The organism is Bifidobacterium sp. ESL0798, assembly GCF_029395415.1.
GTDB lineage: Bacteria > Actinomycetota > Actinomycetes > Actinomycetales > Bifidobacteriaceae > Bifidobacterium.
Genome location: NZ_CP113914.1, coordinates 419591 through 443031, shown reverse-complemented (window position 1 = coordinate 443031; position 23441 = coordinate 419591). Strand labels below are relative to the sequence as shown.

Sequence of the window (23441 nt, the reverse complement as noted above, 5' to 3'; positions counted from 1 at the left end):
ACTCATCGAACGAACGGCAAAATCTAGCGGATGCCCAATATCTGGCGCAAGTACGGCAGCATCGTCTTCATGATGTTGGCCCCTGTGGTGCCGATGAAAACGGGAACGTCGGTAACCGGCATCGGCTGTGTAGCCGTGAATCCCGCGATTTGCTCCAACGCCGAAGACTCGCTCGGGCTCAACTCGCGGATGGCGATGGCCAGCACCCTGCCGGGATGGCGTCGTGCGATTGTGGCGTAGGTCATCGGGTCCTTCTGCCCGTCGTCACCGATGAGGATGAATTTCATATCCGGAAAATCCTCCATCAGCTGCTCGGCGAACTGAAGCTTGTGCTCGACTCCGGAGGGAACGAAGGTCTTGGGCCGCGGGTCGAGGTCGCGCAACAGCAACGGACCGGCCGGATAGCCCTGCTCGGCGATGAAATTGCGAATTGAACTTTCGATGTTCCACGGCGAGGTCGACAGATAGAAGAACGGCGCATCCGGCATCATGTCGGCCAGCCGCGTGAACAGCGCGCTCATTCCCGGCACGGTGCTGCGTTTCGCGGGGTTGATCAAGAACAGATTATAGGCCGCTTTCATCGGGCTTGGGGCCTGAGTGACCATGATGGTATCGTCGACATCGGTGATGATGCCTACTTTTGTGCCGGAAGGCACCACAAAAAGCTCCGAAGTGACTTTTTTGCGGCCGGCGACCTCATAGGAGACCACATGAACGCCCGGGGTGTTGCCGCGCTCGGCCACCAGATCAAGATATCCGGAACTGTCGGAAACGGCGTATACCGAGCTTGTTTTCCGGGAGGAATCGTATCGGTCGTATATCTCGGAAACCCCGACCTGCACCTGATTGACCGGCACACCGTCGATTTCGATCTTGACGCGCACCTTGGCTGCCGGCACCGCAAACATGCCTCGGATACCACGTATCAGCTTGCCGGAACGCGCGCCGCCCGGCGCCATCACCGTCCTGCAGACGAGCCTGGCATAATCGTCGGTGCCATAGCCGGCATAGGGCTCGACCTTCGGATACCAACCCCACCTGCGCACCAGACTGGTCGAAAATCGCGTCCACACGCCGAAACCTTCGGTGATGATCTTTCGGCTGCCCTGGATCCAAGGCTCGCCGAACCGACGCGGCGAGGCACCGATGGTCTTCGCGGAATCAAACGATGTGGAAGCTCGGTGCACCTCGATCGGCACTGTGGGCATTTCACCGGCTTGTACCGGGTCGACGTGCTGTGTGACGCGTTTGCGTACCATTCGTTTCCGTTCGTTCGCGCTGGATGTATTTACTGTATCGATGAAATCACTCGGTTATCAATTTACCACGAAACAATATTAATTATCAATTATGAAATATCAGTGATCGATTATCCCGCGTTTCCGGCCGATTACTCCGCACGACGGACCATGGCGACGTACTGGTCCGCATCAATCAACTCCGGCTCGTCGTCATCCATTTCGATTTTCAGAATCCAGCCTTCGCCGTACGGGTCGTTGGTGATGACCTGAGGATCGTCGGAAACGGCCTGGTTGACGTATTTGATGGTGCCTTCGACCGGCGAGATGAGGTTTTGCACGGTTTTCGCGCTTTCCATTTCCACAATTTCGTCGCCGGCACGCACCGGGGTGTCCGCCTCGGGCAGATCGACATAGACGATTTCACCCATCTGCGAGGCCGCGTATTCGGTCAGTCCGATGACAGCGAGACCGTCGACATCCTCGACCCATACGTGATCGGCGGAATATTGCAGGTGATCGGGCACGTCCAAGGAGACGGCTTTGGAAGCCCCACTGGCCATCGCAGAATCAGAGGTATCGGCCTTGCCGGCCTCTTCGGTCTCGTCAAAATCATTGATACTGTTTTCGCTCATACTGCCAGACTACAGCATCAATCACTTTCCGTTTTTGCATTTCGCGAAACCCGTCGTTTTGCGCTGTAGCCTTCAATCAAAGTTCAAGATTTTGCAGCCATCCTGGCAGTCGTCGAATGCAGACAATACCCGAATACAGCCGGATGCCCTTAAATTGATTAAACGCTCCGCTTGCCGAAACAAACAGAGCGCCTAACCATTGGAAATCGGACGGACCCGCGTTTACCGCACCGGACCGCCAGGCTGAGCACCCACGACCTGGACCAGCGTGCCCTGCGGGCAGTTGTCGAAGATCCACTTGGCATCCGAGATGTTCATGTTGACGCAGCCGTGCGAACCGTGGCCGGCCGGGTCACCCGTGCCGATGCCCGTAGGATTCCAAGGGGCGCCATGGAAGCCCTGCCCGCCGTTGAAGTAGCTGACCCACTGCACGTTGGGAGTGACGTAGCCCGGCCCGCGCATGGTCTGCACGGTGTAGCGCACGTTGATGACGTAGTTGCCCAGGCTGGTCTCATGGCCCGGTTTACCCGTGCATACGGGGAAGGACTGCACCTGCTGGTCGTCCTTGTAGATGGTCGCCGTCTGCGTGGAGCGATCGACGACGATGCGCATTTCGGACTTGGTCTGCTTGACATCGAATTTGGTGATGTCCGCCGCCGCCTGGATGGTGGCCGGCTGACCGCTGGTCATGGCGTTGTAGACCTGATCGGCCACAGCACCGCCGTCCTTGACCTTGACGCCGTCGACGCCTTTGGACATGGTCACGAGCACGTTGCCCGAGCCGTCGACGATGTCCTGCTGGCTGACCATGTCCTGGTTGAGCTGCTTGGGCATCTCGGTGTTCATGTAATTGACGATCGCGTTCTTGTCGATGTCGAGTTTGATGGATCCCTTCTCCAAATCGGCGTCAGGCTTGATCCACGCAGCGAGCTGCGAGACCGGCACTTCGAACTTGCCGGCATCGCCGTTGCCGATGACGATCTTGTTGGCAAGGATCTTGTTGGCGGACTCCGCGGCACTCTGGGCCGTGGCCTGCGTGATGGGGGTGTCGATGGTCTTGTAGGAAATCTTGACGGACTCGGTCTGCCCCGGGTCGGCGATCAGGGTATTGACGGAATTCTTGACACCGCTCATTTCCGGCGAGCGCCCGCCATGCCCCGCATTGGCCACGAAGGCGTTGGAGTTGGCGTCGAAGACGACGCTGGAAGGCACGGCCTTGTCGTGGTCCTTGACAAACGTGTTGGTCAGGTACGTGTCAATCGGCAGATCGGTGACATTCGCGGCAAGCTTGACGTCGGCCTTCTGGAAGGGAACGACGCGACCCGCGCCCTCGCCCTTGGCCGCCAGCAGGTCCTGCACCGTCCTGTCGGTGTCGACCTTCACGCCCAGGTCCTTGAAAGAAGCGGAGGCTTTCTTGCCTTGTCCGTCGGCGATGATGACCTTCGAGTTGTTCACCTGCTGGTCAACGGTCTTTTCCAGCTGGGCTGCGTTCTGACCGGCCACGGCCACGTTACCGAGACGGACTCCCGGAGCTGCCTTATCCTTGTAATACCAACGTGCACCGAAGAACGATGCCACCACAGCAATGACCAGCACCGCAAGAACCACGGCGGCGATGATGATCGCCAGACGGTGCTTCCCCTGCTTCTTGGGTTGCACACGAGCCTCGATACCCAGCGCGGCGATATCAGCTTGACTCATTTCGCTCGTCAAGGCCTCAGGCTCGTTACCGTAGTTGTTCACGTTGTTCATTACTTCCTCCACATACCCCTTCTCAGCGTACTGAAGTACAAGATTATCCCAGAGATATGACGTCCCGGTATTGCGCAAAGCGCGAAACGAAGCCACTCGCCATATCGCGAAAACAAAACGTCTCAACAGATAGCCGAAAGACGTCTCAATATTGAAAATAGTGAATGTGAGGGGAACAACCAATTTCGGCACTACAATTCCCGCCCGTACCACTCCTCGATCATGTAGCGGGCGACGGTCACCTTGCCTGGAGCCGCCATCGTGCCTTGGGCCAGCGCTTCGGTGAATTCGTCTCTGGTCAGGAAACGGGCGTCGAGCGTCTCACATCCGTCCACCTTGACATCCGTGCCAAGGGCCCTCGCCTTGAATGCGACCATCAGCGAACCCGGGAAAGGCCACGGCTGGGAACCCAGATACCTCACCTCGCCGAGCGCAAGCCCCGTTTCCTCGGCGGCCTCGCGCCTGGCGGCATGCTCAAGACTTTCTCCGGCCTCGACGAACCCCGCGCATACCGAATAGTGCGATGGATCTTTCCACGCCTTGTTATGCTGCAACAGCAAACGATCGTGTCCGTCGACAATGGAGACGATGACAGCCGGCTCGATACGGGCGAACAGCAGGGACTCGTGAGCCTTGCAGTCGGCGTTGCCGCATTGCTGGGCCCATCCCGCCATTGCAGGACGAACCGGGCAACCACAGCACGGGCAATATCTCTGGTTGTCGTGCCAGCGGCTCAGCGCAACCGCGGTGGTGGCCTCACCTGCTTCACGGGCCGAGGCATGCGGGGCGAAGCCCATCAACGATACCCAGTCGAAACGCTGCAAGGCGCGCCCGAGCACTTGGGTTTGCACGGCACCGCCACCGCCTTTCTGTGCAAATCCTGAAACGTCGAGGGCGACGACCGCCTGAGGGTGTTCGCTGCCAACTCCATAGCTACCGAGGAATATCGGGATGATACCGGTTTCTTCACAATCACCAAGCTTGTCGCCAAGCTCACGCAATACGTATTGGCCCGGCACCGTAGCCAGACGCATCTTCGTGGTTTCGAAATCAACCCGTGCCGCTTGCCCGTCGGGAACGGCCACAAGCCCGTCACGCACGAAGATGACGGTGGTCGAGGGACGCGAGAGCACATCGGCAATCAGACTGGGGTCGCTTCTGCGTTCGGCCTGGTAATCGATATCGCCCTGCGCGAGCGGCAAGAAGGGCAGCATCTGCGTCAACGCCAGCGATGAGAACGAAGCAGCCATGTCAACCTCTTTTATCAATGCTTCAAACCCTGCAATCCGTCATCGACACGTACGTAACGCCTCTTACGAAAAGATTTCGGGGCGGTCAGACAAATTCGATGATTTATTATTTGGTATTCATTATCTTACGATAATTCACGATGCCTGTACCCGTTCAACCAGGTCAAGCAAGGCGTTGGCAACGGCGTCGGGATGTTCGACGGCGCTGAAGTGGCCGCAATCCGGGATCGCGGTGAACGCGACGGAAGTGGAGGTCATGGCGTCGGCAATCGGACGCATCTTATCGGGCGGGCTCGAAGGATCGTTCTGTCCACAGACCACCGCGGCCGGAACGGCAATATGCGACAGCTGGTCGGTAGTGTCGATGCGTCCGGCGGCCATGCGCTCGCGCCAGGCAAGCCCTTCCGGCCGCTGGTCACGTATCCAGCCGGCCAGCAGCTCCTCAAAACGCGGGCTGCGCTTGATGCTCGAATCGCCTGCTTGCGGACGAGCGAAATGCATCACCGGATCCACGGTGTTGTCTTCCTCGCAGGTTTTGGCGACGTTCAGACGGTTCGCACGAGCCTGAGGACTGTCCGCAAAGGTGGTGGTGTCGCACAGGGCAAGCCCGGCAACAGACCCGGGAAACAGCCGCTGAATATCCATCGCCAGGTAGCCGCCCATCGAAAGGCCTACCCAAACGGCCTTTTCATAGCCGGCAACATGCAGCATCGAAACGTAGGCTTCGGCCACTTTGTCCATCGCCTCGGCGTAAGCGCCGTCATCGGCGAGCGCTCCGCTGGCTTGCGCATCAGGTATCGAGGCGTCGCCGGCACCAGGCGTATCCGGCGCCCAGATCGGGAACGGCTCCACCCCACGCTCGCCGCCCAACCGAATCAGACTTGCCGCACAATCGTCCCACATCCGTGCATCCACGGGGAATGCATGCAACAGAATCAGCGGTATGCCTTTGCCGGAACGATAGACCTTATTATCAATACGAATATTCATGCCACTCTTTTCTGCCCGGCACCCGACATCATGGTCATCATCGTCAATCGATTTTCAACCATGCAATATCTTGTATGCCAAATCAACGAATGAAGACTGCGGAAACGCGATACCATACACCCGTTTCACAGCCCGAAGTCTCAGCCGAAACACTTACGCGCCGACGCCGGCCCACGATAGCGCGCGACGCACGATCTGGCCGTGCCCGCCTGACATCTGGGCGATGAACGTATCGAGCTGTTTGCCCTCGACATCGCACCATTCCACGTCCAGCGCGGGGTCGAGCGGCTTGCAATCACCGGAAATCTGAATCACATAGCACAGCGCGATGGCATGCTGGCGCGGATCGTAGAACTCGGAAATACCCGGGGTCGGGAAGAATTCGGCCACGGTAAAAGGCTGAAGGCTCGCGGGCAGGATCGGCAGGGCAAGATCGCCCAGATCCTTGGCGATATTGCGTGCGATGGCCTCGCGGATGGTCTCGTGAAAAAGAATGCGGCCGGTGATCAGCGTGCGTTCGACGGAACCGCTGTCACGCACGCGCAACAGGGAACCGACCTGCGAAATCCGCCCCATGTCGTCGGTGCGCACAGGAACCACCTCGGCGTAGACGATGGGCAGTTTGGCACGGGCTTCGTCGATATCGTGCGGCGAAAGCCATCCCGGAGGATTGCCATTGCTGCCGCCGCGTACAAAATCCTCGGGCGTGATGCCATCGAATTCGCCACGATGCCGCCCCGCATCGAAATCACCCTCGTCGGGCACTTCATCATTCAAGACTGCCATGGCTCCATTATCGTGTGTCAGGCTGACGAATGCGCAAATCGAACCGCCGTTTCGTCACTGGCGTAGCTTTGTTGGGGTTTACTGCGAGACTGGATAATACATCGCGCGTAAGGCAAACGACCACACAACGATGCAACGCACAAGCGGAAGGAGCCATATCATGGCAACGCAGACTTTGACGGCAAAGAACTTTGAAGAGACCATCACCAACAACGACTTGGTGTTCGTTGATTTCTGGGCCACCTGGTGCGGCCCGTGCAAGGCGTTCGGTCCGGTCTACGAGAAGGCCAGCGAGGCCAACACCGACATCGTCTTCGGCAAGGTCGACATCGACCAGAACCAGGAGCTTGCCACAGCGGCCGAGATCCAGGCCGTCCCCACGCTGATGATCGCCAAGAAAGGCCAGATCATCTTCAAGCAGGCCGGGGCCCTTCGCGCCTCCGACCTGGACGAGGTCATCAAGCAGGCCCGCGCCCTTGACGTCGATGCTGAGCAAGGCGCCAACGCCTGAATCTAGACGAGCTGCTCAGGCCGGTCAATTCGATCGGACTTCACAGAATTTTCGAATGATCTTCGCATAATTTCACGTAATGAGGTATGCCGTTAGCCGGCAATGTTCGGCTAACGGCATATCGGTCATAAAGCGACAAAATAACGGCGTTTCAGGGCAAAGCGCCATTTATTTATGAATAATTGCTATATTTTGACCATTTATAAAACGATTTTTCGTGCCACCGCGTTATAATTATGATTGTTTTGTGATGTAGTGATGTATCTGCCAAGGCGGATTAAGTAAGTTGCGGCGTTGCATCTCGCACGCTAGGGACGTGCGAAAAGAGTTGAGAGGAAAACCGAACGGCACCTCGTTTATTCGATGTGCCAGAAACTGTAGGACTACCTAGGAGCATTAACAGCATATGGCTAACCACCGTAAGCAAACCAAGACCTTGAGGTCGCTGAGCAAACGCCAGTGGACGAAGATCGCGGCCGGCGCACTAGCGGTTGTGGCATTGATAGGCGGCAGCGCTGTCGTCATCCATTCGCATAATGCAAGTCAGGATTCCCTCAACCGAATCACTTCATATTCCGCTACAGACACTAATGCACTTGGCGTCTCCCGCGGCGCAGACCGCGAGGACCTTCGCGGCGGCAAGGCCGGAGACACCTACGTCACCGTCAGGATCAACGGCAAGAACCGCGCCGTGGTCGGCTCCCATTTCACTAACGTCAAGTCCGTGCTCGACCAGGGCGACATCACCCTCGAGACCGGCGACGTTGTCACCCCAAGCCTGAAGACCAAGGTCAACGAATCAACCGTCATCACCATTGAGCGCGCCGACGCGAATCTTGAAACCTCGGATGCACCCATCGGTTTCAACGTCGTGACCAAGGAGACCTCCGACTTGCCCAAGGGCCAGCAAAAAGTGGAATCCGAGGGCCAGGAAGGCGTCATGGAGACCACAAGCCTGGTCACCAAGGCCGGCAAGAAGACCATCTCCTCCAACGTATTCACTTCATTTGTAAAGCAGGCCCCGGTCGACAAGATCATCCTCGTCGGCACCGGCTCTAATACTTCTGTGTCCAGCGCGGCCGCCAACATCGGTTCCACTGTTCCTGTCGGCGAGATGCAGCAGTGGGCACACGATTACCTGCTCTCTACGGGCGGGTCGGAAGCGGACTTCACCGCCACCGTCTACATCATCAGCCACGAATCCGGCTGGCGCGTCAACGCGCAGAATCCTTCCGGCGCCTATGGCCTGCCCCAGGCATTGCCCGGCAGCAAGATGGTGAGCGCCGGCGCGGACTGGGCCACCAACTATCAGACACAGCTCAAGTGGTTCTGGGGCTACTGCGCTAAGTACGGCGGCGTGCAAGGTGCCTATGCTCATTGGCTGACGGCTCACAGCTACTAAATTCAACGTAGCGTAAATCTTCGAATTGAGGCTTCCGGTTACACACCGGGAGCCTCAATTTGTATTTGTCTAAAGCCCCTACTCGTTCTGTAAGCGCACACTCGTGAGTTATTGAAAATCCTCGCCGGTTTGTCAATATTTGTTGATGGATATAAACGGACTCAAAGGATTCAGGGGCTCCCTGCTTTGTCGCGACAACAACACGCAGATTCAACATGTATATCAATCTGGCGATAACCATTCCATCAAAAAGGCTGCCACCATGCGCGAAGCACAGCGGCAGCCTTTCAATCAGGTGGAAAAGACTCAGTCCTTACGGAAGCCCTTTGGGTTCTTGGTCTGCCAGTTCAGCGAAGAAGCGGCCATCTCGTCGATGCCGAGCTCAGCCTTCCAGCCCAACTCGCGCTCGGCCTTGGAGGAATCCGCATAGCAGGCCGCGATATCGCCGGGGCGACGGGGCTTGATAACGTACGGAATCTTATGGCCGGCGGCCTTTTCATAGGCCTTGATGACCTCGAGTACCGAGTAGCCGTGGCCGGTGCCGAGGTTGTAGGTATAGACGCCGGGCTTGTTGATGTGGTCGATCACCGCGACATGCCCGCGGGCGAGATCGACGACGTGGATGTAGTCGCGCACGCCGGTGCCATCAGGGGTCGGGTAATCGTTGCCGTAGACCTGGACCTCCTTGAGCTCGCCCAGCGCCACCTTGGCGATGTACGGGGTGAGGTTGGCGGGAATGCCCTTCGGATCCTCGCCGAGCAAGCCAGACTCGTGCGCGCCGACCGGGTTGAAGTAACGCAGCAGCACGATGGTCCATGAATCGTCGGCGACATGGACGTCGCGCAGAATCTGCTCTTGGAAGAGCTTGGAGGTGCCATAGGGGTTGGTGGTGCCGCCGACGGGACTCTCCTCGGTAAGCGGCAAGTGCTCGGCCGCGCCGTAGACGGTGGCGGACGAAGAGAAGATGAACTTCTTGACGTTGTGGTCGCGCATGGCCTTCAGGAGCACCATGGTGCCGGTGAGGTTGTTGTCGTAGTATTCGATCGGCTTGGCGACGGACTCGCCCACGGCCTTGAGGCCGGCGAAGTGGATGACCCAGTCGACGTCGTTCTCTTCGAAGATGCGGTTCATCAGCTCCTCATCGCGCACATCGCCGTCGTAGCGCTTCACGGTCTTGCCGGTGATGGTCTTGACGCGATCAAGCGCCTCCGGCACCGAATTGACGTAATTGTCGATGCTGATGACGTCATAGCCCTTGTTCAGCAGTTCGATATCAGTATGAGTGCCGATATATCCGGCTCCTCCGGTAACCAACACAGTTGTCATTGTATGCTCCTTGCATCGTGTTGCAACCTAACAAAACTTAACATTAGCACACATATAGTACACAGGTTTTGTGACTATTTGCAACATTTTGACTGCTTGCATATTGTCGACTCGGACGCAAATGCCGTCCAACATCCAATAATGCTAGCATCTTGGACAGAACAAACGCAAATGCCAACAGCCGATACGAAACCGGCCCAAACTTGGCCGGCAAAACGAAAATTGCCTTCACCGACGTTTCAACCGGAAAGCCTTGCCGCAAGCCAGAAAAGCCATACCTTTCACTTGCCGTTCATCGCCATGAGCTGATCGATCGTCACAAACTCATAGCCCTGCCCCTTGAGCCCGTCGATGATTCCAGGAAGCGCCGCGATGTCCTCGCTCCGGTCGCCGCCACCGTCATGCATCAAAATCACCGCGCCGTTGTACGCTTTCGACAGCGCGGCGTTGGCGATCGCCGGAGCCCCGGGCTTCTTCCAATCCTCCGTGTCGACGGTCCATATCACGTTATAATCGATCAGATCGCTGGTCTGCAGCCACTGATTGGGGCCGAAATTGCCGTACGGCGCACGCAGCATCTTGGTGGTCACTCCGGAAGCCGCCTTGATATTGGCCAGACCTTGGGTGATGTTGTCACGCAACTGGTCGGGATTGAGCTTGAACATGTCGGGATGCGAATAGCTGTGGCTGGCGACCTGATGCCCCTCGGCCACCATGCGCTGCTCGAATTGCGGCCACGCTGCGGCTCCGTTGCCCACATCGAAGAACGTGGCCTTGACGCCTTTCTCTTTCAGGATGTCAAGGATCGGTCCGCTGTATTGGCTGGGGCCATCGTCAAACGTCAAAGCGACGACCTTGTGCGTTACGGGCTTGGGCGAGAACGTATCGACGATGACGTTCTTCGGCTCCTTGACCACGCCCTTGTCCACTTGTTCACCGGAAATCTTGCCGATCCACACTTCCTTGACACCCTGCTTGCCCCTTTGCACAAGCTTTTGGATGACGCCGTGGCCGTTGACGCTGACGCCAAACGGAACCATTGTACGTCGGACATCGTGCTGTTCGGTCAGATTCTTGCCGTCTTTTACGGTTATTTTCGCGTTTTCGGGCAGCTTGACCTTGTTGAGGTCTATGGGCGCGTTGGTTCCGTATGCTGCGGAACCTTTATTGCTCGTCGTTGCGCTTTTTGCAGAACCGGCTGCCCCGGCATCCTTGGCTGCATCGGCATCCCCGATTCCCTTGCCATTGAGCGTATACCTTACCGGACCGCCGCCGTCCCTCTTGAGCACCTTGCCCGAGACGGAAAGCAGCTTGCCGGGTTTGGCGCCGAAATCATCATGATCAGCCGCTAACTTGCCGAGCGATGTATTGGCGCTCACCCGCTGCTCGGCACCGTTGACGCTCACCGTGATAGGGCGAAATTGGTTGTAGCCCCACATGCCCACACCCGTCAACGCGAGCACGACGACCAGCACAAGAAGGATGATCAACAAGATGCGCGCCAACTTGGCTCCCCTGCGCACTTTGGTCGTCTTGATCGACAGTTCCTCGATGGGCGCTTCTTCGACGGGCCTTTCTTCGGGCGGCGTAGCTGGTTCACAAGAAGGTTTCGCAACGGGTTTGGCGGACGTCACCTCTTGACCTGGCTCTAGCGGATAGCCATCTTCTTCATGACCATCGGCATTGTTGGAATCATGACCATCGCTGCTATCGTCGGCTTCGGCAGCAACATCTCCATCAGCAGCATCAGGATTCACGACGTTACCGGCCGCACCATCCGTACTATCCGCATCGTCGACGTTACCCGCAGCGTTGTCCGCGTCCTTTGTATGATCCGCATGGCTTCCGCTGCCATTATCGGCTTCGGCTTTATGACTGGCTTTGTCTTTATTCTTTGCGCCTGTTTCCTGAACGGCTTCGTTCTTATTCTTGCCATTAGCATGGCCACCAGTTTTCGTTTTGTTCTCGGGTGCTTTATCATCCCTGGAGGCAGATTTGCCATTAATCTTTTCTTTGTCGCTGGCATCAGACTTATTTTTTACTGCTTCGTCATGGCCGGCAACGTTTTTGGCACCGTGGGATTCATCGCGAGCAGGATTGGCTTTGATATTGCGCGCGACGGCGGCCTTGCCCGATACAGGCTTCCTGCGCTTATTCCTCCTGCGTGCCATTGTTCCCTTCCATCTGCCGGCGCGAATCTCCTCGCCAACTCAACGTCATTCAACGCCTAAGCAAGACACTACACAATCAGCTGGAAATGGGAAAACCTTGAGAAGATTCCAGACGCGATCAATTGAGCGAAATAAACAATACCCTCGTTCCCCGCACATAATTACTCATGTTTGGTAAAATCATTGGCCTTGTTTCTTGTACTTGGCCTCGGTGGCGGCCTTGGCGGGCCTCCACCAGCTCTCGTTGTCGGTGTACCACTGGATGGTCTCTTTGAGGCCTTCGGCGAAGTCGGTGTGCTTCGGCTTCCAACCCAGCTCGGTCATCAGCTTGGTCGGATCGATCGCGTAGCGGCGGTCGTGGCCCGGGCGGTCGCGCACCCAGTCGAACGCGTCCTCGCTCTGGCCCATGACGCGCAGGATGTCGTGCAGCACGTCGAGGTTGTTGCGTTCGCCGTCGGCGCCGATCAGGTAGGTCTCGCCGATTCTGCCCTTGGTCAGGATGGTCCATACGGCGCTGGAATGGTCCTCGGTGTGGATCCAGTCGCGCACGTTGAGGCCGTTGCCGTAGAGCTTCGGACGGATACCGTCAAGAATGTTGGTGACCTGGCGCGGGATGAACTTCTCGACATGCTGGTACGGGCCGTAGTTGTTGGAGCAGTTCGAGATCGTGGTCCGCAGGCCGTAGGTGCGGTGCCAGGCGCGGACCATCATGTCGGCGCTGGCCTTGGAGGAGGAATACGGGCTGGACGGACGGTACGGGGACTCCGGAGTGAAGCGGTGCGGGTCGTCGAGCGCGAGGTCGCCGTAGACCTCGTCGGTGCTGATCTGATGGTAGCGCACGTCGTACTTGCGCGCGGCCTCGAGCAGGCGGTAGGTGCCCACGATGTTGGACTGAATGAACGGCTCAGGGTCGATGATGGAGTTGTCGTTGTGCGACTCGGCCGCATAGTGCACGATGGCGTCGTGGCCGGGAACAATCCTGTCGAGCAGCTCGGCGTCACACACGTTGCCGTGCACGAACTCGACCTGGTCTTCGGGCAGGCCTTTGATGTTCTCGATGTTGCCGGCGTAGGTCAGCGCGTCGAGCACGGTGACATGGGTCTCCGGGTGGTTCTTCGCCACGTAATGTACGAAGTTGGAACCGATGAAACCGCAGCCACCGGTGACGATGATGTTCTTAGGCGCAAATAACGTTGCAACCATCACACAAACCGAACCTTTCGAACGCAAGCATATCCTCCAACCGAGTTTACTTGGATAATAAGTAAAGGAAGAACGATGAAAGCGTAATTCCATCGACGATACCGCCTTGCGCGATACAGCTTTTCAGGTCAGTTTCCGTCACCCAACGCATGTGCGAAAGTTCCCAATCAAGCCCAGACTGTGAGACCTGCGAGCATGAATGAATTTCACCGTCGTTTGTTTTCATGGGAACTTTAGCCAAAGCTTCCCGACGCTGTTTGTCATCGGAAAATTCAATGTGGCAGTCACCGCAATATTGTCACGTAAAACGCCGGTATCGGCATGGATGATCTGCAAAACCTGAACCTGCCCGATTTTGGCGGCAATCCCGGTCTCTTCATGTAGCTCGCGCACGGAAGTCTCCTCAACCGTTTCACCGGGTTCACCCATTCCACGTGGAAATTCCCATTCCCACTTTCCCACCGAAGCCCGCCAGTGACGCGCGACGAGATAACAATCCTCAATGCCAGAGCCTTCCGCAGCCTTCAGCACCACGATGCATACCGCCCCAGGCCGATCATCCTTGACCGAAGTGAAATGAAGCGTCATCTTCTCTCCGGTCCGCTTGGCCACCGCGTCCACCGCCGTCACAGTGAAATCCGCTCCGCCCTGCTCGCGAAAAACCTGACGCTCATTGCTCAACTCAAGCGGTATCTCGCCATCAACTACGTTGAACACTTTGGGAACAGAACCCGCCATCACGCCACATCCTTTTCAGCACTGCCTTACAAATCGCCAAGTTTCTTCGCCTATTATCGCATACCAAATCGTCTACACCCAGCCCGCATATTCCCGCTAGTCATCGATAAGAACCGTACTTCCGCTGGTATGTACGTCCTTGAGCCAATGATAGACGTCGATGACATTTGGAATAACCGATATCACCCATGAAAGGATGACCATCATCAGCAACGGCATGAAATTATCAGGAATAAGACGATCCAGACCCACCGAAACAGCCGCGATGATGGCAGCAATAATGGTATTGTGCAGCAACGATTTCGCTTCCGCGCCAAAAGTACTTTCCGTTCCTGCTCTCATCACACAGTAGCCGACATTGCGCGTGTTGCGCTTGGAACCGTTGATCTGCCAACGCCGTATGGCACTACGGGATTCATAACAAAATATCTCGAACCTGCTGTGCGGCATTTGCCTGAGCGTATCCGTTATCGGCCCGGAAAGAGTGTGGAACCGAATGCGACGAATCTTGTCCTTGGACTTCCGGAGGGCGTCGATAAAGCAATTATCTACATAGATCCTGCCCGCAAGAACATCGTTTTGGCCTTCGTTACCATGGTCGAGATGGAAAAGCCTCTTGATTTTATGCTTCACCTCAGAAGGTTTTGGTTCTTGCTTTTGCCGGTTCAGCACGTTTCCCACTGAGTTTGAGTTTTTTCCTGACCGTTTGAATCATCGCCATTACTGACATAAATCAGGTTGCCAAATCCCCTTTCGTCGGGATCCGTTTTTTCGGAACGCCAGGAATCAACCCAGATTTTAAACATACTCTCGTCAACTTTTTCAGGAGAGCGTGGGAAGTCGGAGGCATCCACGCCATCAACGATTTCGTCATTGAGGCTTGCACCCACATGTTCTGCGAGGCTCTTCTGATATATGTATTCATACCAACCTTCCAATCTCTCGCGTTCATTGATAGGAGAGTCGGGATAGTTGATACGTTTAAAGAGCTCCAATGCATCGCTGCGCCCTTTTATAGGCTCGGCAAGCACATTATTCACCGCCATCAGCGAGCGCTCGGAAGGATCAGCCGCGTTGATTTCTTCAACAATCGTTTTGACATCTTGCGGTTCTCTCCTAGCGTTCCAATCCACCGAGCCTCTGGCAGAACTTCCTTGCAAAACAAAGCCGGAAACCATGCCTTCGGTAGTTTTCGCCACATCCCGAAATTCTTCGTCAGACAAAGCGCCATTCTGCTTGTGATATATGATCTCTCCGCGTTTTTCGGCATCAAGCCATTCCTGCCAGCGTCTCGCCAAAAACTCGGACCACTGCAACGCCGCGCCGCGCGAAGAGAGGACATCCAATTCTTTCTGCGGTATCCCGCACCGAGACAGCTCGTCGAAACACTGCCGATACAGCGCTTCCATAAGCACCCCAGCCAATGCTCGCCCAATGCCTGTTCCCCGGATTGCGCTGGTTCAGGTTCAAAAGCCTTCAGCCTGTGCTCTTCCCGATGCGACAAATCCTCAAATGCCATTGATTCGAGATGGGTACCCCGACCCAGGAAAGCCCGTTCCAGCTTGTCAATCCCAAGCAATCTGCCATCCAATGTACAGTAGGTTTTCTTGTTGATCTTCTGCCGGTCTTTGTCGAGAATAAACGAAATCAGGTTCTTTTCAAGCGTGTCCTCCCAACCGGAAACCACAAGCTTCGCGCCATCCTTATACGAAGTCCCGAGAATGCCGTTGACCGCCTTCGGCCCCAACGCCACAAAGAACACCCCATCGAACAGATCAGCGACCGTCACGACAATCTTCGGAGCATACAGATACGCGGTGCGGATGATGCCGGCAAAGCAAGAGGCGAACTGCGGGTACGTATTAAGAAGACTCTCACAATTGTTTTTCACGTCTGATTGCACCCACAGACCGTCAGCGAGTGACGGAGCTCGGCTTGATTTTTTGGCTTTCGGCACCCCATTGGCCGAAATCTTAAGATCCTCGGCAATCCGCATCCACTGCTTCAGCTGCTCCATGGAATCGAAATTCGCAACCATCGTCGTTTGCTCAGATTTATTCATATTGCCAAGTCTAGAAGAAATCAAGTAAGTTTAAACACCACAGGGTGAATGGAAACTTAGACAAGCTTTTACTGTAACCTCGGTGTTCATTTCTTGAATACATGATAATATAATTGAACATCGCGGTATTTGGAAGAAAGCGGGATCCGGTGCTCTCGAAGAAACAATTCTTAACCCTCACGTACTTGCAGGCGCATCCTGACGCACAGCAACGTCTTATCGCTGAATCGACCGGACTTTCGTTGGGCAGCGTGAATGCAGCTATGAGCGAGCTTGCCGACAAAGGTTATATTAGAGAATCTTGTATCACGCCTGCGGGGACCAAAGCTCTCGCTCCTTACAAAGTAGATAACGCCATCATTTTGGCAGCAGGCCTATCTTCCAGATTCGCCCCGATTTCGTACGAAAAGCCGAAAGGTCTTTTGAAAGTCCGCGGTGAGATTCTCATCGAGCGGCAGATCAAGCAGTTGCAGGCAGCTGGCATCCAAGACATCACCGTCGTTGTGGGCTACAAGAAGGAGTTCTTTTTCTATCTTGAGCAGAAGTTCGGCGTATCCATTGTGGTCAACGATGAATATGCGACACGCAACAACAATGGGTCGCTGTGGCAGGTACGAGATCGACTGGCCAACTCGTACATCTGCTCGTCGGACGACTACTTCACCGAAAACCCGTTCGAGCCATACGTATGGAAGGCCTACTATGCCGCACAATATTCGAAAGGCCCCACCAAGGAATGGTGCATGACTACAGGAGCTCACGGACGTATTACTTCGGTCACGGTAGGCGGCAGCAACTCATGGTTCATGCTCGGCCATGTGTACTTCGACCGGGCCTTCTCGAAAAAGTTCCGGACCATTCTTGAAGCCGAATATAACTTGCCGGAAACCCGTGACAAACTCTGGGAATCTCTCTATATTGAGCACATCAAAGAACTCGACATGGAGATACGCCCTTATAAGGAGGGCGTCATCAATGAATTTGATTCGCTGGACGAGGTACGAGCCTTCGACCCGCATTTCCTGCAGAACGTCGACACGAGCATATTTGACAACATTACGAGCGTGCTGCACTGCGACAAGGACGAAATCCATGACGTCTACCCACTCAAACAGGGCCTAACCAACCTGTCATGCCACTTCTCCACCGGCAGCGGCCAGTATGTGTATCGACATCCGGGAGCAGGCACGAAGCTGCTGATTGACCGTCACGCCGAAGTGGATGCGCTTGAAGCCGCCAAAGAGCTTGGCCTCGACCCCACGTACATTTATGAAGATCCCCAACGCGGCTGGAAGATCTCAAAGTTCATCGACCATGCGCGCAACCTCGACGCCCACAATCCCGACCAAGTGGCACATGCGATGCAGATGGCACGTTCACTGCACGAAAGCGGCGCGAGTGTCAAACGCCGGTTCGATTTCTTTGAGGAGGCACGACGTTACGAACAGATTCTGCGACGAAAAGGACCCATCGATATCCCCGGCTTCGAGGAAATGGCCACAAAAGTGGCACGACTCGAAGAGTATGTCCGCGCTGATAAGGCACCGACCTGTCTGTGCCACAACGACTTCTTCTCCCGCAACTTCCTTGTCGACCAGAACGGTTCCTATTCGCTCATCGACTGGGAATACGCCGGTATGAGCGACTACGCCAACGACTACGGCACCTTCTGCGTGTGCTGCCAGCTCGACGAAAACGAGGCCGACGCTGCCCTGGACGCCTACTTCGGCCGGACCCCGACTCCTGCCGAGCGGCGCCACAACTATGCACATATCGAGCTGGCCGGCTGGTGCTGGTACCTGTGGTCGCTGGTCAAGCAGGCCGAAGGCGATTTCGTGGACGAATGGCTTTACATCTACTACCGTTACGCAACCACCTATCTCGACCGCACGCTGGCGCTGTACGAAGACAAAGACAAGGACGAGTCTTGAAATTCGGTGTATTCAGCGGGCTTTTATGGGGACTCGACACCGTTGTTCTCGGTATCGCGCTCACTATGTTTCCGTTTTCCGACTCCAGCCAAGCGGCATCGGTGGCAGCAATCGCGAGCGCCTTTCTTCACGACGCATTGTGCGCCGTATGGCTCGTGGTCTATATGGGCATCCGCAAGCGTCTAAGTGCCACCCTTAAAGCGCTCAAGACGCGCAGCGGGTTAGTGGTGATGGCTGGCGCTCTACTTGGAGGGCCCATCGGGATGACCGGCTATCTCATCGCCATCAACAACATCGGGGCGGGCTATACCGCTATCATCACTGCCTCCTATCCCGCACTCGGCGCCCTGCTCTCCTACTTCTTTCTCAAGGAACGAATGAGAAAAGGACAGGTAGGCGCGCTTCTGCTTGCCCTCACCGGCGTGATGACTGTTGGCTTCATCTCCTCAGGCGACTCAAAACTGACGAATCCCGCACTCGGGCTCATCGGCGCACTGCTCGCCGTCGCTGGATGGGGATCCGAAGCCGTGCTCTGCGCCTGGGGCATGCATGCGCGACGATGCCGTCGACAACGACACCGCCCTGCAGATCAGAGAGACCACATCGGCCCTTGCCTACGCCGTAATCGCCCTGCCTATTTTCGGTGCATGGGAATTCACCGCACACGCGATACCACATTTCTCGACGGCAGTCATTCTCCTGGCGGCGCTCGCAGGAACTGCATCATATCTCTGTTATTACAAAGGTATCGAGACCATCGGAGCCGCACGAGCGATGGCTCTCAACATCTCATACTCCGCATGGGCCATAATCTTCGGATTCCTCCTGCAAGGCACCACGCCAAACCTAGCGACCATACTGCTCTGCTTGCTCATCCTTGCCGGCACGATTCTAGCAGCCTCGGATTGGAATGAGTTGTTTTATGATGGCAAAAGGCAAGTCCGATAAATCTGCCGATAACTGATGGAGATTGACAGTTAAGAACATAATTGCCTTCTATTACAAAAATTGTGGAGTACGAACGAAAAGTTGGAAGGTTTTCCATACCTCCAAATCCCACAAGCGCAAAAGACAAATTATAACCAACCCTTTTAGTCAAAACGCAATTAAGCCGTAAAAGTAATACATATCAAATAATCCAAATAGCATTGCTGTAATGCCAATATTTGCATTGCAAGTAAATTTTACATTGACGATTTGCTGATGAAAGGTGTGGGATCATGAACCAAACAGAACAGCAGGTGCTTGTTGTCGGTGTTTCCTCATCGGCTCTTTTTGATTTGCATAAAGAGCAGCGAATCTTTAAGAGAAAAGGCCAACACGCTTATGATGCATACCAAGACAAGTATGTTGATGAGCCTCTTAAGCCTAGTCGTGCATTTAAGTTTGTGACCGCTTTGCTCAGTCTAAATAAATATCTGAAGAAAAATAAAATTGAGGTAGTGGTTTTTCCAAGAACAGTGTCGAGTCTTCTTCGCGCGTTAACGCGAGCATTAGGAAATACAACCTGAATATCAGAAAAGCGAGTTTTACTACGGATGATCCCGTGTATCCGTATATGGAAGCCTATAAGATGTTGCTTTCCCCGACAACGGATAAAGCTGAAGTTTCAAAGGCAAGACGTGTAGGTTTGCCGGTCGGTTTGGCGTTACCTTATCAAGGAGACACGGAAAGGGATTCAGGACAGATTAGGATCGCATTCGATTTTGACGGGATTCTCGCAGGCATTGGACTAAAACGAATTTACGCAATCCAAGGTGAATTAGTTTATGACGATTCTGAACAAAAAACATCTACAAACCAATCGAGCCTGGTCCGTTGCTTCCATTTTTGAAGAGAATCGATGAAATCCAAAAAGAATTAGCTTAATCTGGCAATTCCAAGGTTACTCGATTGATGAGGATAGAGATAGTGACGGCAAGAACTAATCCTGCTATTGAGCGCATGGCAAGAACATTGGGACACTATGGGGTTCATGTTGATGAGTCACATTGTCTTGGCGACAATAGCAAAATCGATATGTTGAATGGGATTAATCCGACTGTGTTTTTGATGACACGTTGCATATAACCTAGGCGATATGAAAACCAAAAAGAATCTGGATGTTTGGGTTCCATGGCCGCAGACAGCTACCAATGAATTGGATAGTGAGCAAAAGACGGTTTCCGAAAAGCCCTCATCCGAGAACTCGCAGTCTCGGTCAACTGGAGGCTATCAGCCATTTCTGTTTCCTGATATGCAGCCAGATGTCGTCGGTGATCGCGAATAATTACGTTCGACACCGGCCAGTACGTCTGACAACACAACAGCCAAAGACCACACTCGCCCCTCGGCTACATGAGCTCGACCTAGTTCGCTATACAAAACAGTTCAGCTAACTGACGACAATCCACGTTCAACAGCTCCTCAATCCTTTTGGAGACCAGTTTGTCGAGCCCGGTCTCGAAATTGGCCTGGTCGAACTGTACGATCTGATTATCGGGCATGGCACCCACCTGCTTCCCAATCGAATTGTTCTTTCTCGGCGATTGAAAATCCTACACAGGAAAGGGTGTCACGCCCACCTCAAATCCCAAAACCCAATTTGCGCAAAACTCCGGACACTACCGCGGCACCATCGAGAACACGGGCGGCGCAGGCCGAGGACCCTCTTCAGATTTGATACACTGACGGACACGGGGTGTCTCCCGAACGATCCGATACCTCTGACAACATCGAATCCTACCCGAGGCGCCCACACTCACCTATACCAAATGCACAAGAACCATATTTATATACATTTTCAACGTAGACTATCCATTAGAGAACAATACTTCTGCGCAAAAGTGGAATAAGTAAAGTTAGATGTGTAGAGTGCTGTATTTTGATCTGATACTTCCTTTCGCTCTTTCGGAGATAAATGCTGAATCTGGGTTATAGCTGTGCTTAATTCTTCAGCAGTATCAAAATAGAAAATTCCTGGTGCAGAAAATTGTTTAAAATATTTGTTACCACCTGTGGTGGTTATAGCAGCAAGTTGGCCAAGTGCAAGTACTTCTAGCAGAATCAAATCAAATCAAAGTAGGTTTCGCGATTAGGTAAGATGAAAACATCTGCTGCCGCTATTATGGAATACGGATCGTTTGTCCATCCTGCTTCAACCCAATGTTGCTGGTTAGGTCGGTAAAGGGGGCCCTCTTTACCGGCAACGAGCATCCAGTAGTTATTATTTTTTTTGAGTAAAGGAACAGTAGCCTGAACAAGCGCATCGTAGCCCTTTATTGAGTTGTGTCGACCTATATAACACATAAGAAAAGCCTCATCAGGAATACCGTAGCGCTTACGAATTACAGAGCGCGACTCACGTATTACAGGCGAACAAATACCGGTGGGCAGATAGCGTATCTTCGAGCTATCTCGTATCTGGGCATATTCGTTCCATGTATGAAAGTAGGGCTCTTCTGCTTCTGCACAAGGAAAGATAATAGTATCTGCGCGTTTAAAAGCGTATTCGTCGATAATAGCAAGTCGTTTAAGCTCCTGGGCATGTCGCTGGACATCATGTAAATCTAAAGAATCAAGGAGTTCTTTATGTGCTGCACAAGGAGAATGAGAAGTCAAAATGACATTACCTTTGTAAGCTTCCAATGCGTTTCGATAAGTATAAAGGTCGAGTGTTGAATGGAAATGAATTGAACGGTACTGTGTATAATCCACTGGCGCGGGTTTTGAAACTTGCGGTAGATTTATACATTTGTAAAGCCTCCTTAAATCTTTAAGGCGCTTGGGAACGACTCTTCGTAAGGTTTTATTCTTTTTGAAGTGGACACCTTCTGCAGGTAAGAACTCATATTCATGAGCACCAATTTCGTCGAGTCCTCTTTTGAGATTACTCAAATAGCCAGCAGGCCCGCCAATTGGAAGCACTTCGTTTATAGGAAAATGAATAAGACGTTTCACGATTGTAATCCTTACTTCACTAGCTGTTTAAATCGTCAAAGGGGTAATTGAAAACCAACATGCAACATGCCCAGATGCTATAAAGTATAGGTAGCGTCTGATAGCTTGCGCAAATTGGATTTGGGTGGTGCAGTGGAAAACTTGGACATTGATTAGGGAGGGTTGATCGGTGTCGAGGTATTCGGATGAGTTTAAAGAGCGGGTTCGTGCGTTCGTGTGTGCGGGCCATTCGCCGGCGGAGGCGTGCCAGGAATCCCCGGCCCGTGCGTAGCGACGGTGTATTCGTGGATGGGCTACCGGCCCGATCAGGAGGTGCATGTCTCGGCGGTGAGTGTAAGCGCGGCGGGCGTGGCCCGCCGGTTCTGCCCGTCGTTGCGGACGCGGCTGTCGATCGTGAAACCTCATGTGGCTGGTGGCGAGCGAGTCGCCGACGCTGGGCGGACCCTTCATCAGGGCCTCATTGACGCCCTTCTCGCGCCGCTGGCAGCGGTCAATGACCTGCGAGTCGAAGAACGACCCTCAGCTTCGGCACCCCTGACAGTCATATCGCCGGCCTTCACCGTCAGACCTCGCTCGTATCGTTTCGACGCCGTGAGCCCGCCGGCCTCCATGTTGAGCATTGCGTTCAAGAGCTCCTCGGCCCTCTCGACGACCAGCCTGTCGAGCTCGGTCTCAAAGCTGGCATGGTCGAACCGTAGTATTGCATTGGGCATGGCACCCACCTGCTTTTCAAACGATGGACAATGTCAACGATTGAAAATCGTACATAGGCAAGGGCGTCATGCCCTATTCAAATTCCAAAACCCATTTGCGCAAAACCCGGACCCTACCAGGTCTCTAAGAAGCAGTAAACTTCAGAAAAGTAAGTCACTAACGGCGGCTGGGTGTATGTCTTTCGTACACCAACATTCGGGACGCTACCCAAAGAGACGCAAAAGAACAAACCGCCAGGGAGGTAGATAGGTGCAAAAGGCGTACAAACTTCTTTCGAAGAATTTAGGTTTGATTGCGCTTAGCGAATTTGTTCCTAGGGCGCTTTCGTTCTTTTTAACGCCGCTTTATACCAGCATCCTATCCACGGCAGATTATGGTATCTCTGATTTAATCTCCACAACGGTCATGCTGCTTGTGCCTATTGCAACTCTTGATATTGAGCAAGCGGTTATGCGCTTTGCGCTCGATAAGGAGTACGACAATCGCGATGTGCTTAGTATTGGTGTCCAAACTTTGCTCATTGGTACAGGCGTGGTAGCTCTTCTTGCTTTTGGGGTGGCGCAGTTCGGCATTCCAGGATGGAGAAATGAGTATCTTTTCTTCGTGGTACTTATGTTTTTTTGCAGGGTGGATTTGAAACTTTATCGCTTTTTGCCAGAGGAATCGATGAAGTTAAATCGATAGCTGTCGCAAGTATTGTCAATGCAAGTGTTACATTGCTTTGCAATATATTGTTCTTGGTTAAATTTAAATGGGGACTAATTGGCTATCTCTGGGCAAATTCAATAGGATC

At 54.1% G+C, this 23441-nt stretch carries 25 protein-coding genes; 9 read left to right on the top strand and 16 right to left on the bottom strand.

Annotated elements, in window-relative coordinates:
* Window positions 1-23 precede the first annotated feature (23 nt).
* From OZX74_RS01745 to OZX74_RS01720, 6 genes are all read right to left on the bottom strand, one after another.
* Window positions 24-1259, bottom strand: a complete 1236-nt coding sequence (locus OZX74_RS01745) for a phosphatase domain-containing protein (protein ID WP_277156874.1) — start codon at window positions 1257-1259, stop codon at window positions 24-26.
* A gap of 131 nt (window positions 1260-1390) precedes the next feature.
* Complete coding sequence (gene gcvH / locus OZX74_RS01740) at window positions 1391-1801, bottom strand: glycine cleavage system protein GcvH (protein WP_277157376.1); 411 nt, start codon at window positions 1799-1801, stop codon at window positions 1391-1393.
* Window positions 1802-2095: 294 nt separating this feature from the next.
* On the bottom strand, window positions 2096-3625 hold the full coding sequence (locus tag OZX74_RS01735; protein ID WP_277156873.1) for a L,D-transpeptidase: 1530 nt from the start codon (window positions 3623-3625) through the stop codon (window positions 2096-2098).
* 191 nt (window positions 3626-3816) lie between these two features.
* Entirely contained in the window at window positions 3817-4875 is a 1059-nt protein-coding gene (gene nudC / locus OZX74_RS01730) for an NAD(+) diphosphatase (RefSeq protein WP_277156872.1), read from the bottom strand.
* A gap of 135 nt (window positions 4876-5010) precedes the next feature.
* Window positions 5011-5865 carry an alpha/beta hydrolase gene (locus OZX74_RS01725; protein ID WP_277156871.1) on the bottom strand — a complete coding sequence of 285 codons (855 nt, stop codon included), beginning with the start codon at window positions 5863-5865 and terminating at the stop codon, window positions 5011-5013.
* A gap of 153 nt (window positions 5866-6018) precedes the next feature.
* The gene (locus OZX74_RS01720; protein WP_277156870.1) at window positions 6019-6651 is read right to left on the bottom strand and encodes an NUDIX hydrolase family protein; all 633 of its coding nucleotides are present in this window, start codon (window positions 6649-6651) and stop codon (window positions 6019-6021) included.
* 160 nt (window positions 6652-6811) lie between these two features.
* Between OZX74_RS01720 and trxA the strand changes: the two genes are divergently transcribed.
* Window positions 6812-7162 carry a thioredoxin gene (gene trxA / locus OZX74_RS01715; RefSeq protein ID WP_277156869.1) on the top strand — a complete coding sequence of 117 codons (351 nt, stop codon included), beginning with the start codon at window positions 6812-6814 and terminating at the stop codon, window positions 7160-7162.
* 406 nt (window positions 7163-7568) lie between these two features.
* Window positions 7569-8564, top strand: a complete 996-nt coding sequence (locus OZX74_RS01710; protein WP_277156868.1) for a G5 domain-containing protein — start codon at window positions 7569-7571, stop codon at window positions 8562-8564.
* 306 nt (window positions 8565-8870) lie between these two features.
* Here OZX74_RS01710 and galE read toward each other — a convergent pair whose 3' ends face one another.
* Complete coding sequence (galE, locus tag OZX74_RS01705) at window positions 8871-9890, bottom strand: UDP-glucose 4-epimerase GalE (RefSeq protein WP_277156867.1); 1020 nt, start codon at window positions 9888-9890, stop codon at window positions 8871-8873.
* A 281-nt stretch (window positions 9891-10171) separates the two neighbouring features.
* Window positions 10172-11395 carry a polysaccharide deacetylase family protein gene (locus OZX74_RS01700; protein WP_277156866.1) on the bottom strand — a complete coding sequence of 408 codons (1224 nt, stop codon included), beginning with the start codon at window positions 11393-11395 and terminating at the stop codon, window positions 10172-10174.
* Here OZX74_RS01700 and OZX74_RS01695 point away from each other — a divergent pair.
* The gene (locus OZX74_RS01695) at window positions 11385-11531 is read left to right on the top strand and encodes a hypothetical protein (RefSeq protein ID WP_277156865.1); all 147 of its coding nucleotides are present in this window, start codon (window positions 11385-11387) and stop codon (window positions 11529-11531) included. The genes OZX74_RS01700 and OZX74_RS01695 overlap by 11 nt on opposite strands.
* 29 nt (window positions 11532-11560) lie before the next feature.
* A complete protein-coding gene (locus OZX74_RS01690) occupies window positions 11561-12121 on the top strand; it encodes a hypothetical protein (protein ID WP_277156864.1) in 561 nt (186 codons plus the stop codon).
* Window positions 12122-12241: 120 nt separating this feature from the next.
* Here the strand turns inward: OZX74_RS01690 and rfbB are convergent, their stop codons facing one another.
* The 5 genes from rfbB to OZX74_RS01665 all read right to left on the bottom strand — a co-directional run bounded on the left by rfbB (window position 12242) and on the right by OZX74_RS01665 (window position 16064).
* On the bottom strand, window positions 12242-13264 hold the full coding sequence (gene rfbB, locus OZX74_RS01685; RefSeq protein WP_277156863.1) for a dTDP-glucose 4,6-dehydratase: 1023 nt from the start codon (window positions 13262-13264) through the stop codon (window positions 12242-12244).
* Window positions 13265-13486: 222 nt separating this feature from the next.
* Window positions 13487-14002, bottom strand: coding sequence for an NUDIX domain-containing protein (locus OZX74_RS01680; protein ID WP_277156862.1), 516 nt, complete (start codon window positions 14000-14002; stop codon window positions 13487-13489).
* A gap of 96 nt (window positions 14003-14098) precedes the next feature.
* A complete protein-coding gene (locus OZX74_RS01675; RefSeq protein WP_277156861.1) occupies window positions 14099-14683 on the bottom strand; it encodes a hypothetical protein in 585 nt (194 codons plus the stop codon).
* Entirely contained in the window at window positions 14668-15048 is a 381-nt protein-coding gene (locus tag OZX74_RS01670) for a hypothetical protein (protein ID WP_277156860.1), read from the bottom strand. The genes OZX74_RS01675 and OZX74_RS01670 overlap by 16 nt, the downstream gene beginning before the upstream one ends.
* Window positions 15048-16064 carry a hypothetical protein gene (locus OZX74_RS01665; RefSeq protein WP_277156859.1) on the bottom strand — a complete coding sequence of 339 codons (1017 nt, stop codon included), beginning with the start codon at window positions 16062-16064 and terminating at the stop codon, window positions 15048-15050. Before OZX74_RS01665 ends, OZX74_RS01670 begins: the two co-directional genes overlap by 1 nt.
* 263 nt (window positions 16065-16327) lie before the next feature.
* On the opposite strand from OZX74_RS01665, the gene OZX74_RS01660 reads away from it, so the two are divergent.
* From OZX74_RS01660 to OZX74_RS01645, 4 genes are all read left to right on the top strand, one after another.
* On the top strand, window positions 16328-17995 hold the full coding sequence (locus OZX74_RS01660) for a phosphotransferase (RefSeq protein WP_277156858.1): 1668 nt from the start codon (window positions 16328-16330) through the stop codon (window positions 17993-17995).
* Complete coding sequence (locus OZX74_RS01655; RefSeq protein WP_277156857.1) at window positions 17992-18909, top strand: DMT family transporter; 918 nt, start codon at window positions 17992-17994, stop codon at window positions 18907-18909. Before OZX74_RS01660 ends, OZX74_RS01655 begins: the two co-directional genes overlap by 4 nt.
* Window positions 18910-19215: 306 nt before the next feature.
* A complete protein-coding gene (locus tag OZX74_RS01650; protein ID WP_277156856.1) occupies window positions 19216-19506 on the top strand; it encodes a 5'-nucleotidase in 291 nt (96 codons plus the stop codon).
* Complete coding sequence (locus OZX74_RS01645; RefSeq protein WP_348519559.1) at window positions 19488-19829, top strand: 5'-nucleotidase; 342 nt, start codon at window positions 19488-19490, stop codon at window positions 19827-19829. Before OZX74_RS01650 ends, OZX74_RS01645 begins: the two co-directional genes overlap by 19 nt.
* Window positions 19830-20777: 948 nt before the next feature.
* On the opposite strand, the gene OZX74_RS01640 is transcribed toward OZX74_RS01645, so the two are convergent.
* From OZX74_RS01640 to OZX74_RS01630, 3 genes are all read right to left on the bottom strand, one after another.
* Window positions 20778-21044 carry a hypothetical protein gene (locus OZX74_RS01640; RefSeq protein WP_277156855.1) on the bottom strand — a complete coding sequence of 89 codons (267 nt, stop codon included), beginning with the start codon at window positions 21042-21044 and terminating at the stop codon, window positions 20778-20780.
* Window positions 21041-21934 carry a hypothetical protein gene (locus OZX74_RS01635; protein ID WP_277156854.1) on the bottom strand — a complete coding sequence of 298 codons (894 nt, stop codon included), beginning with the start codon at window positions 21932-21934 and terminating at the stop codon, window positions 21041-21043. The genes OZX74_RS01640 and OZX74_RS01635 overlap by 4 nt, the downstream gene beginning before the upstream one ends.
* Window positions 21935-22383: 449 nt before the next feature.
* Complete coding sequence (locus tag OZX74_RS01630; protein ID WP_277156853.1) at window positions 22384-22647, bottom strand: hypothetical protein; 264 nt, start codon at window positions 22645-22647, stop codon at window positions 22384-22386.
* 250 nt (window positions 22648-22897) lie between these two features.
* Here OZX74_RS01630 and OZX74_RS01625 point away from each other — a divergent pair, with 250 nt between their 5' ends.
* Complete coding sequence (locus OZX74_RS01625; RefSeq protein WP_277156852.1) at window positions 22898-23332, top strand: oligosaccharide flippase family protein; 435 nt, start codon at window positions 22898-22900, stop codon at window positions 23330-23332.
* The last annotated feature ends 109 nt before the right edge of the window (window positions 23333-23441 follow it).

What these genes read in the sequence shown, in the direction of transcription:
- trxA (WP_277156869.1), top strand. Translation starts at nt 6,812, where the DNA reads ATGGCAACGCAGACTTTGACGGCAAAGAACTTTGAAGAGACCATCACC.
- OZX74_RS01725 (WP_277156871.1), bottom strand. Translation starts at nt 5,865, where the DNA reads ATGAATATTCGTATTGATAATAAGGTCTATCGTTCCGGCAAAGGCATA.
- gcvH (WP_277157376.1), bottom strand. Translation starts at nt 1,801, where the DNA reads ATGGCCAGTGGGGCTTCCAAAGCCGTCTCCTTGGACGTGCCCGATCAC.
- OZX74_RS01680 (WP_277156862.1), bottom strand. Translation starts at nt 14,002, where the DNA reads ATGGCGGGTTCTGTTCCCAAAGTGTTCAACGTAGTTGATGGCGAGATA.
- galE (WP_277156867.1), bottom strand. Translation starts at nt 9,890, where the DNA reads ATGACAACTGTGTTGGTTACCGGAGGAGCCGGATATATCGGCACTCAT.
- OZX74_RS01665 (WP_277156859.1), bottom strand. Translation starts at nt 16,064, where the DNA reads ATGAATAAATCTGAGCAAACGACGATGGTTGCGAATTTCGATTCCATG.
- OZX74_RS01670 (WP_277156860.1), bottom strand. Translation starts at nt 15,048, where the DNA reads ATGGCGGTGAATAATGTGCTTGCCGAGCCTATAAAAGGGCGCAGCGAT.
- rfbB (WP_277156863.1), bottom strand. Translation starts at nt 13,264, where the DNA reads ATGGTTGCAACGTTATTTGCGCCTAAGAACATCATCGTCACCGGTGGC.
- OZX74_RS01720 (WP_277156870.1), bottom strand. Translation starts at nt 6,651, where the DNA reads ATGGCAGTCTTGAATGATGAAGTGCCCGACGAGGGTGATTTCGATGCG.
- nudC (WP_277156872.1), bottom strand. Translation starts at nt 4,875, where the DNA reads ATGGCTGCTTCGTTCTCATCGCTGGCGTTGACGCAGATGCTGCCCTTC.
- OZX74_RS01650 (WP_277156856.1), top strand. Translation starts at nt 19,216, where the DNA reads ATGAACCAAACAGAACAGCAGGTGCTTGTTGTCGGTGTTTCCTCATCG.
- OZX74_RS01630 (WP_277156853.1), bottom strand. Translation starts at nt 22,647, where the DNA reads ATGCCCAATGCAATACTACGGTTCGACCATGCCAGCTTTGAGACCGAG.
- OZX74_RS01660 (WP_277156858.1), top strand. Translation starts at nt 16,328, where the DNA reads ATGAGCGAGCTTGCCGACAAAGGTTATATTAGAGAATCTTGTATCACG.
- OZX74_RS01695 (WP_277156865.1), top strand. Translation starts at nt 11,385, where the DNA reads ATGCGCGCCAACTTGGCTCCCCTGCGCACTTTGGTCGTCTTGATCGAC.
- OZX74_RS01745 (WP_277156874.1), bottom strand. Translation starts at nt 1,259, where the DNA reads ATGGTACGCAAACGCGTCACACAGCACGTCGACCCGGTACAAGCCGGT.
- OZX74_RS01690 (WP_277156864.1), top strand. Translation starts at nt 11,561, where the DNA reads ATGACCATCGGCATTGTTGGAATCATGACCATCGCTGCTATCGTCGGC.
- OZX74_RS01735 (WP_277156873.1), bottom strand. Translation starts at nt 3,625, where the DNA reads ATGAACAACGTGAACAACTACGGTAACGAGCCTGAGGCCTTGACGAGC.
- OZX74_RS01710 (WP_277156868.1), top strand. Translation starts at nt 7,569, where the DNA reads ATGGCTAACCACCGTAAGCAAACCAAGACCTTGAGGTCGCTGAGCAAA.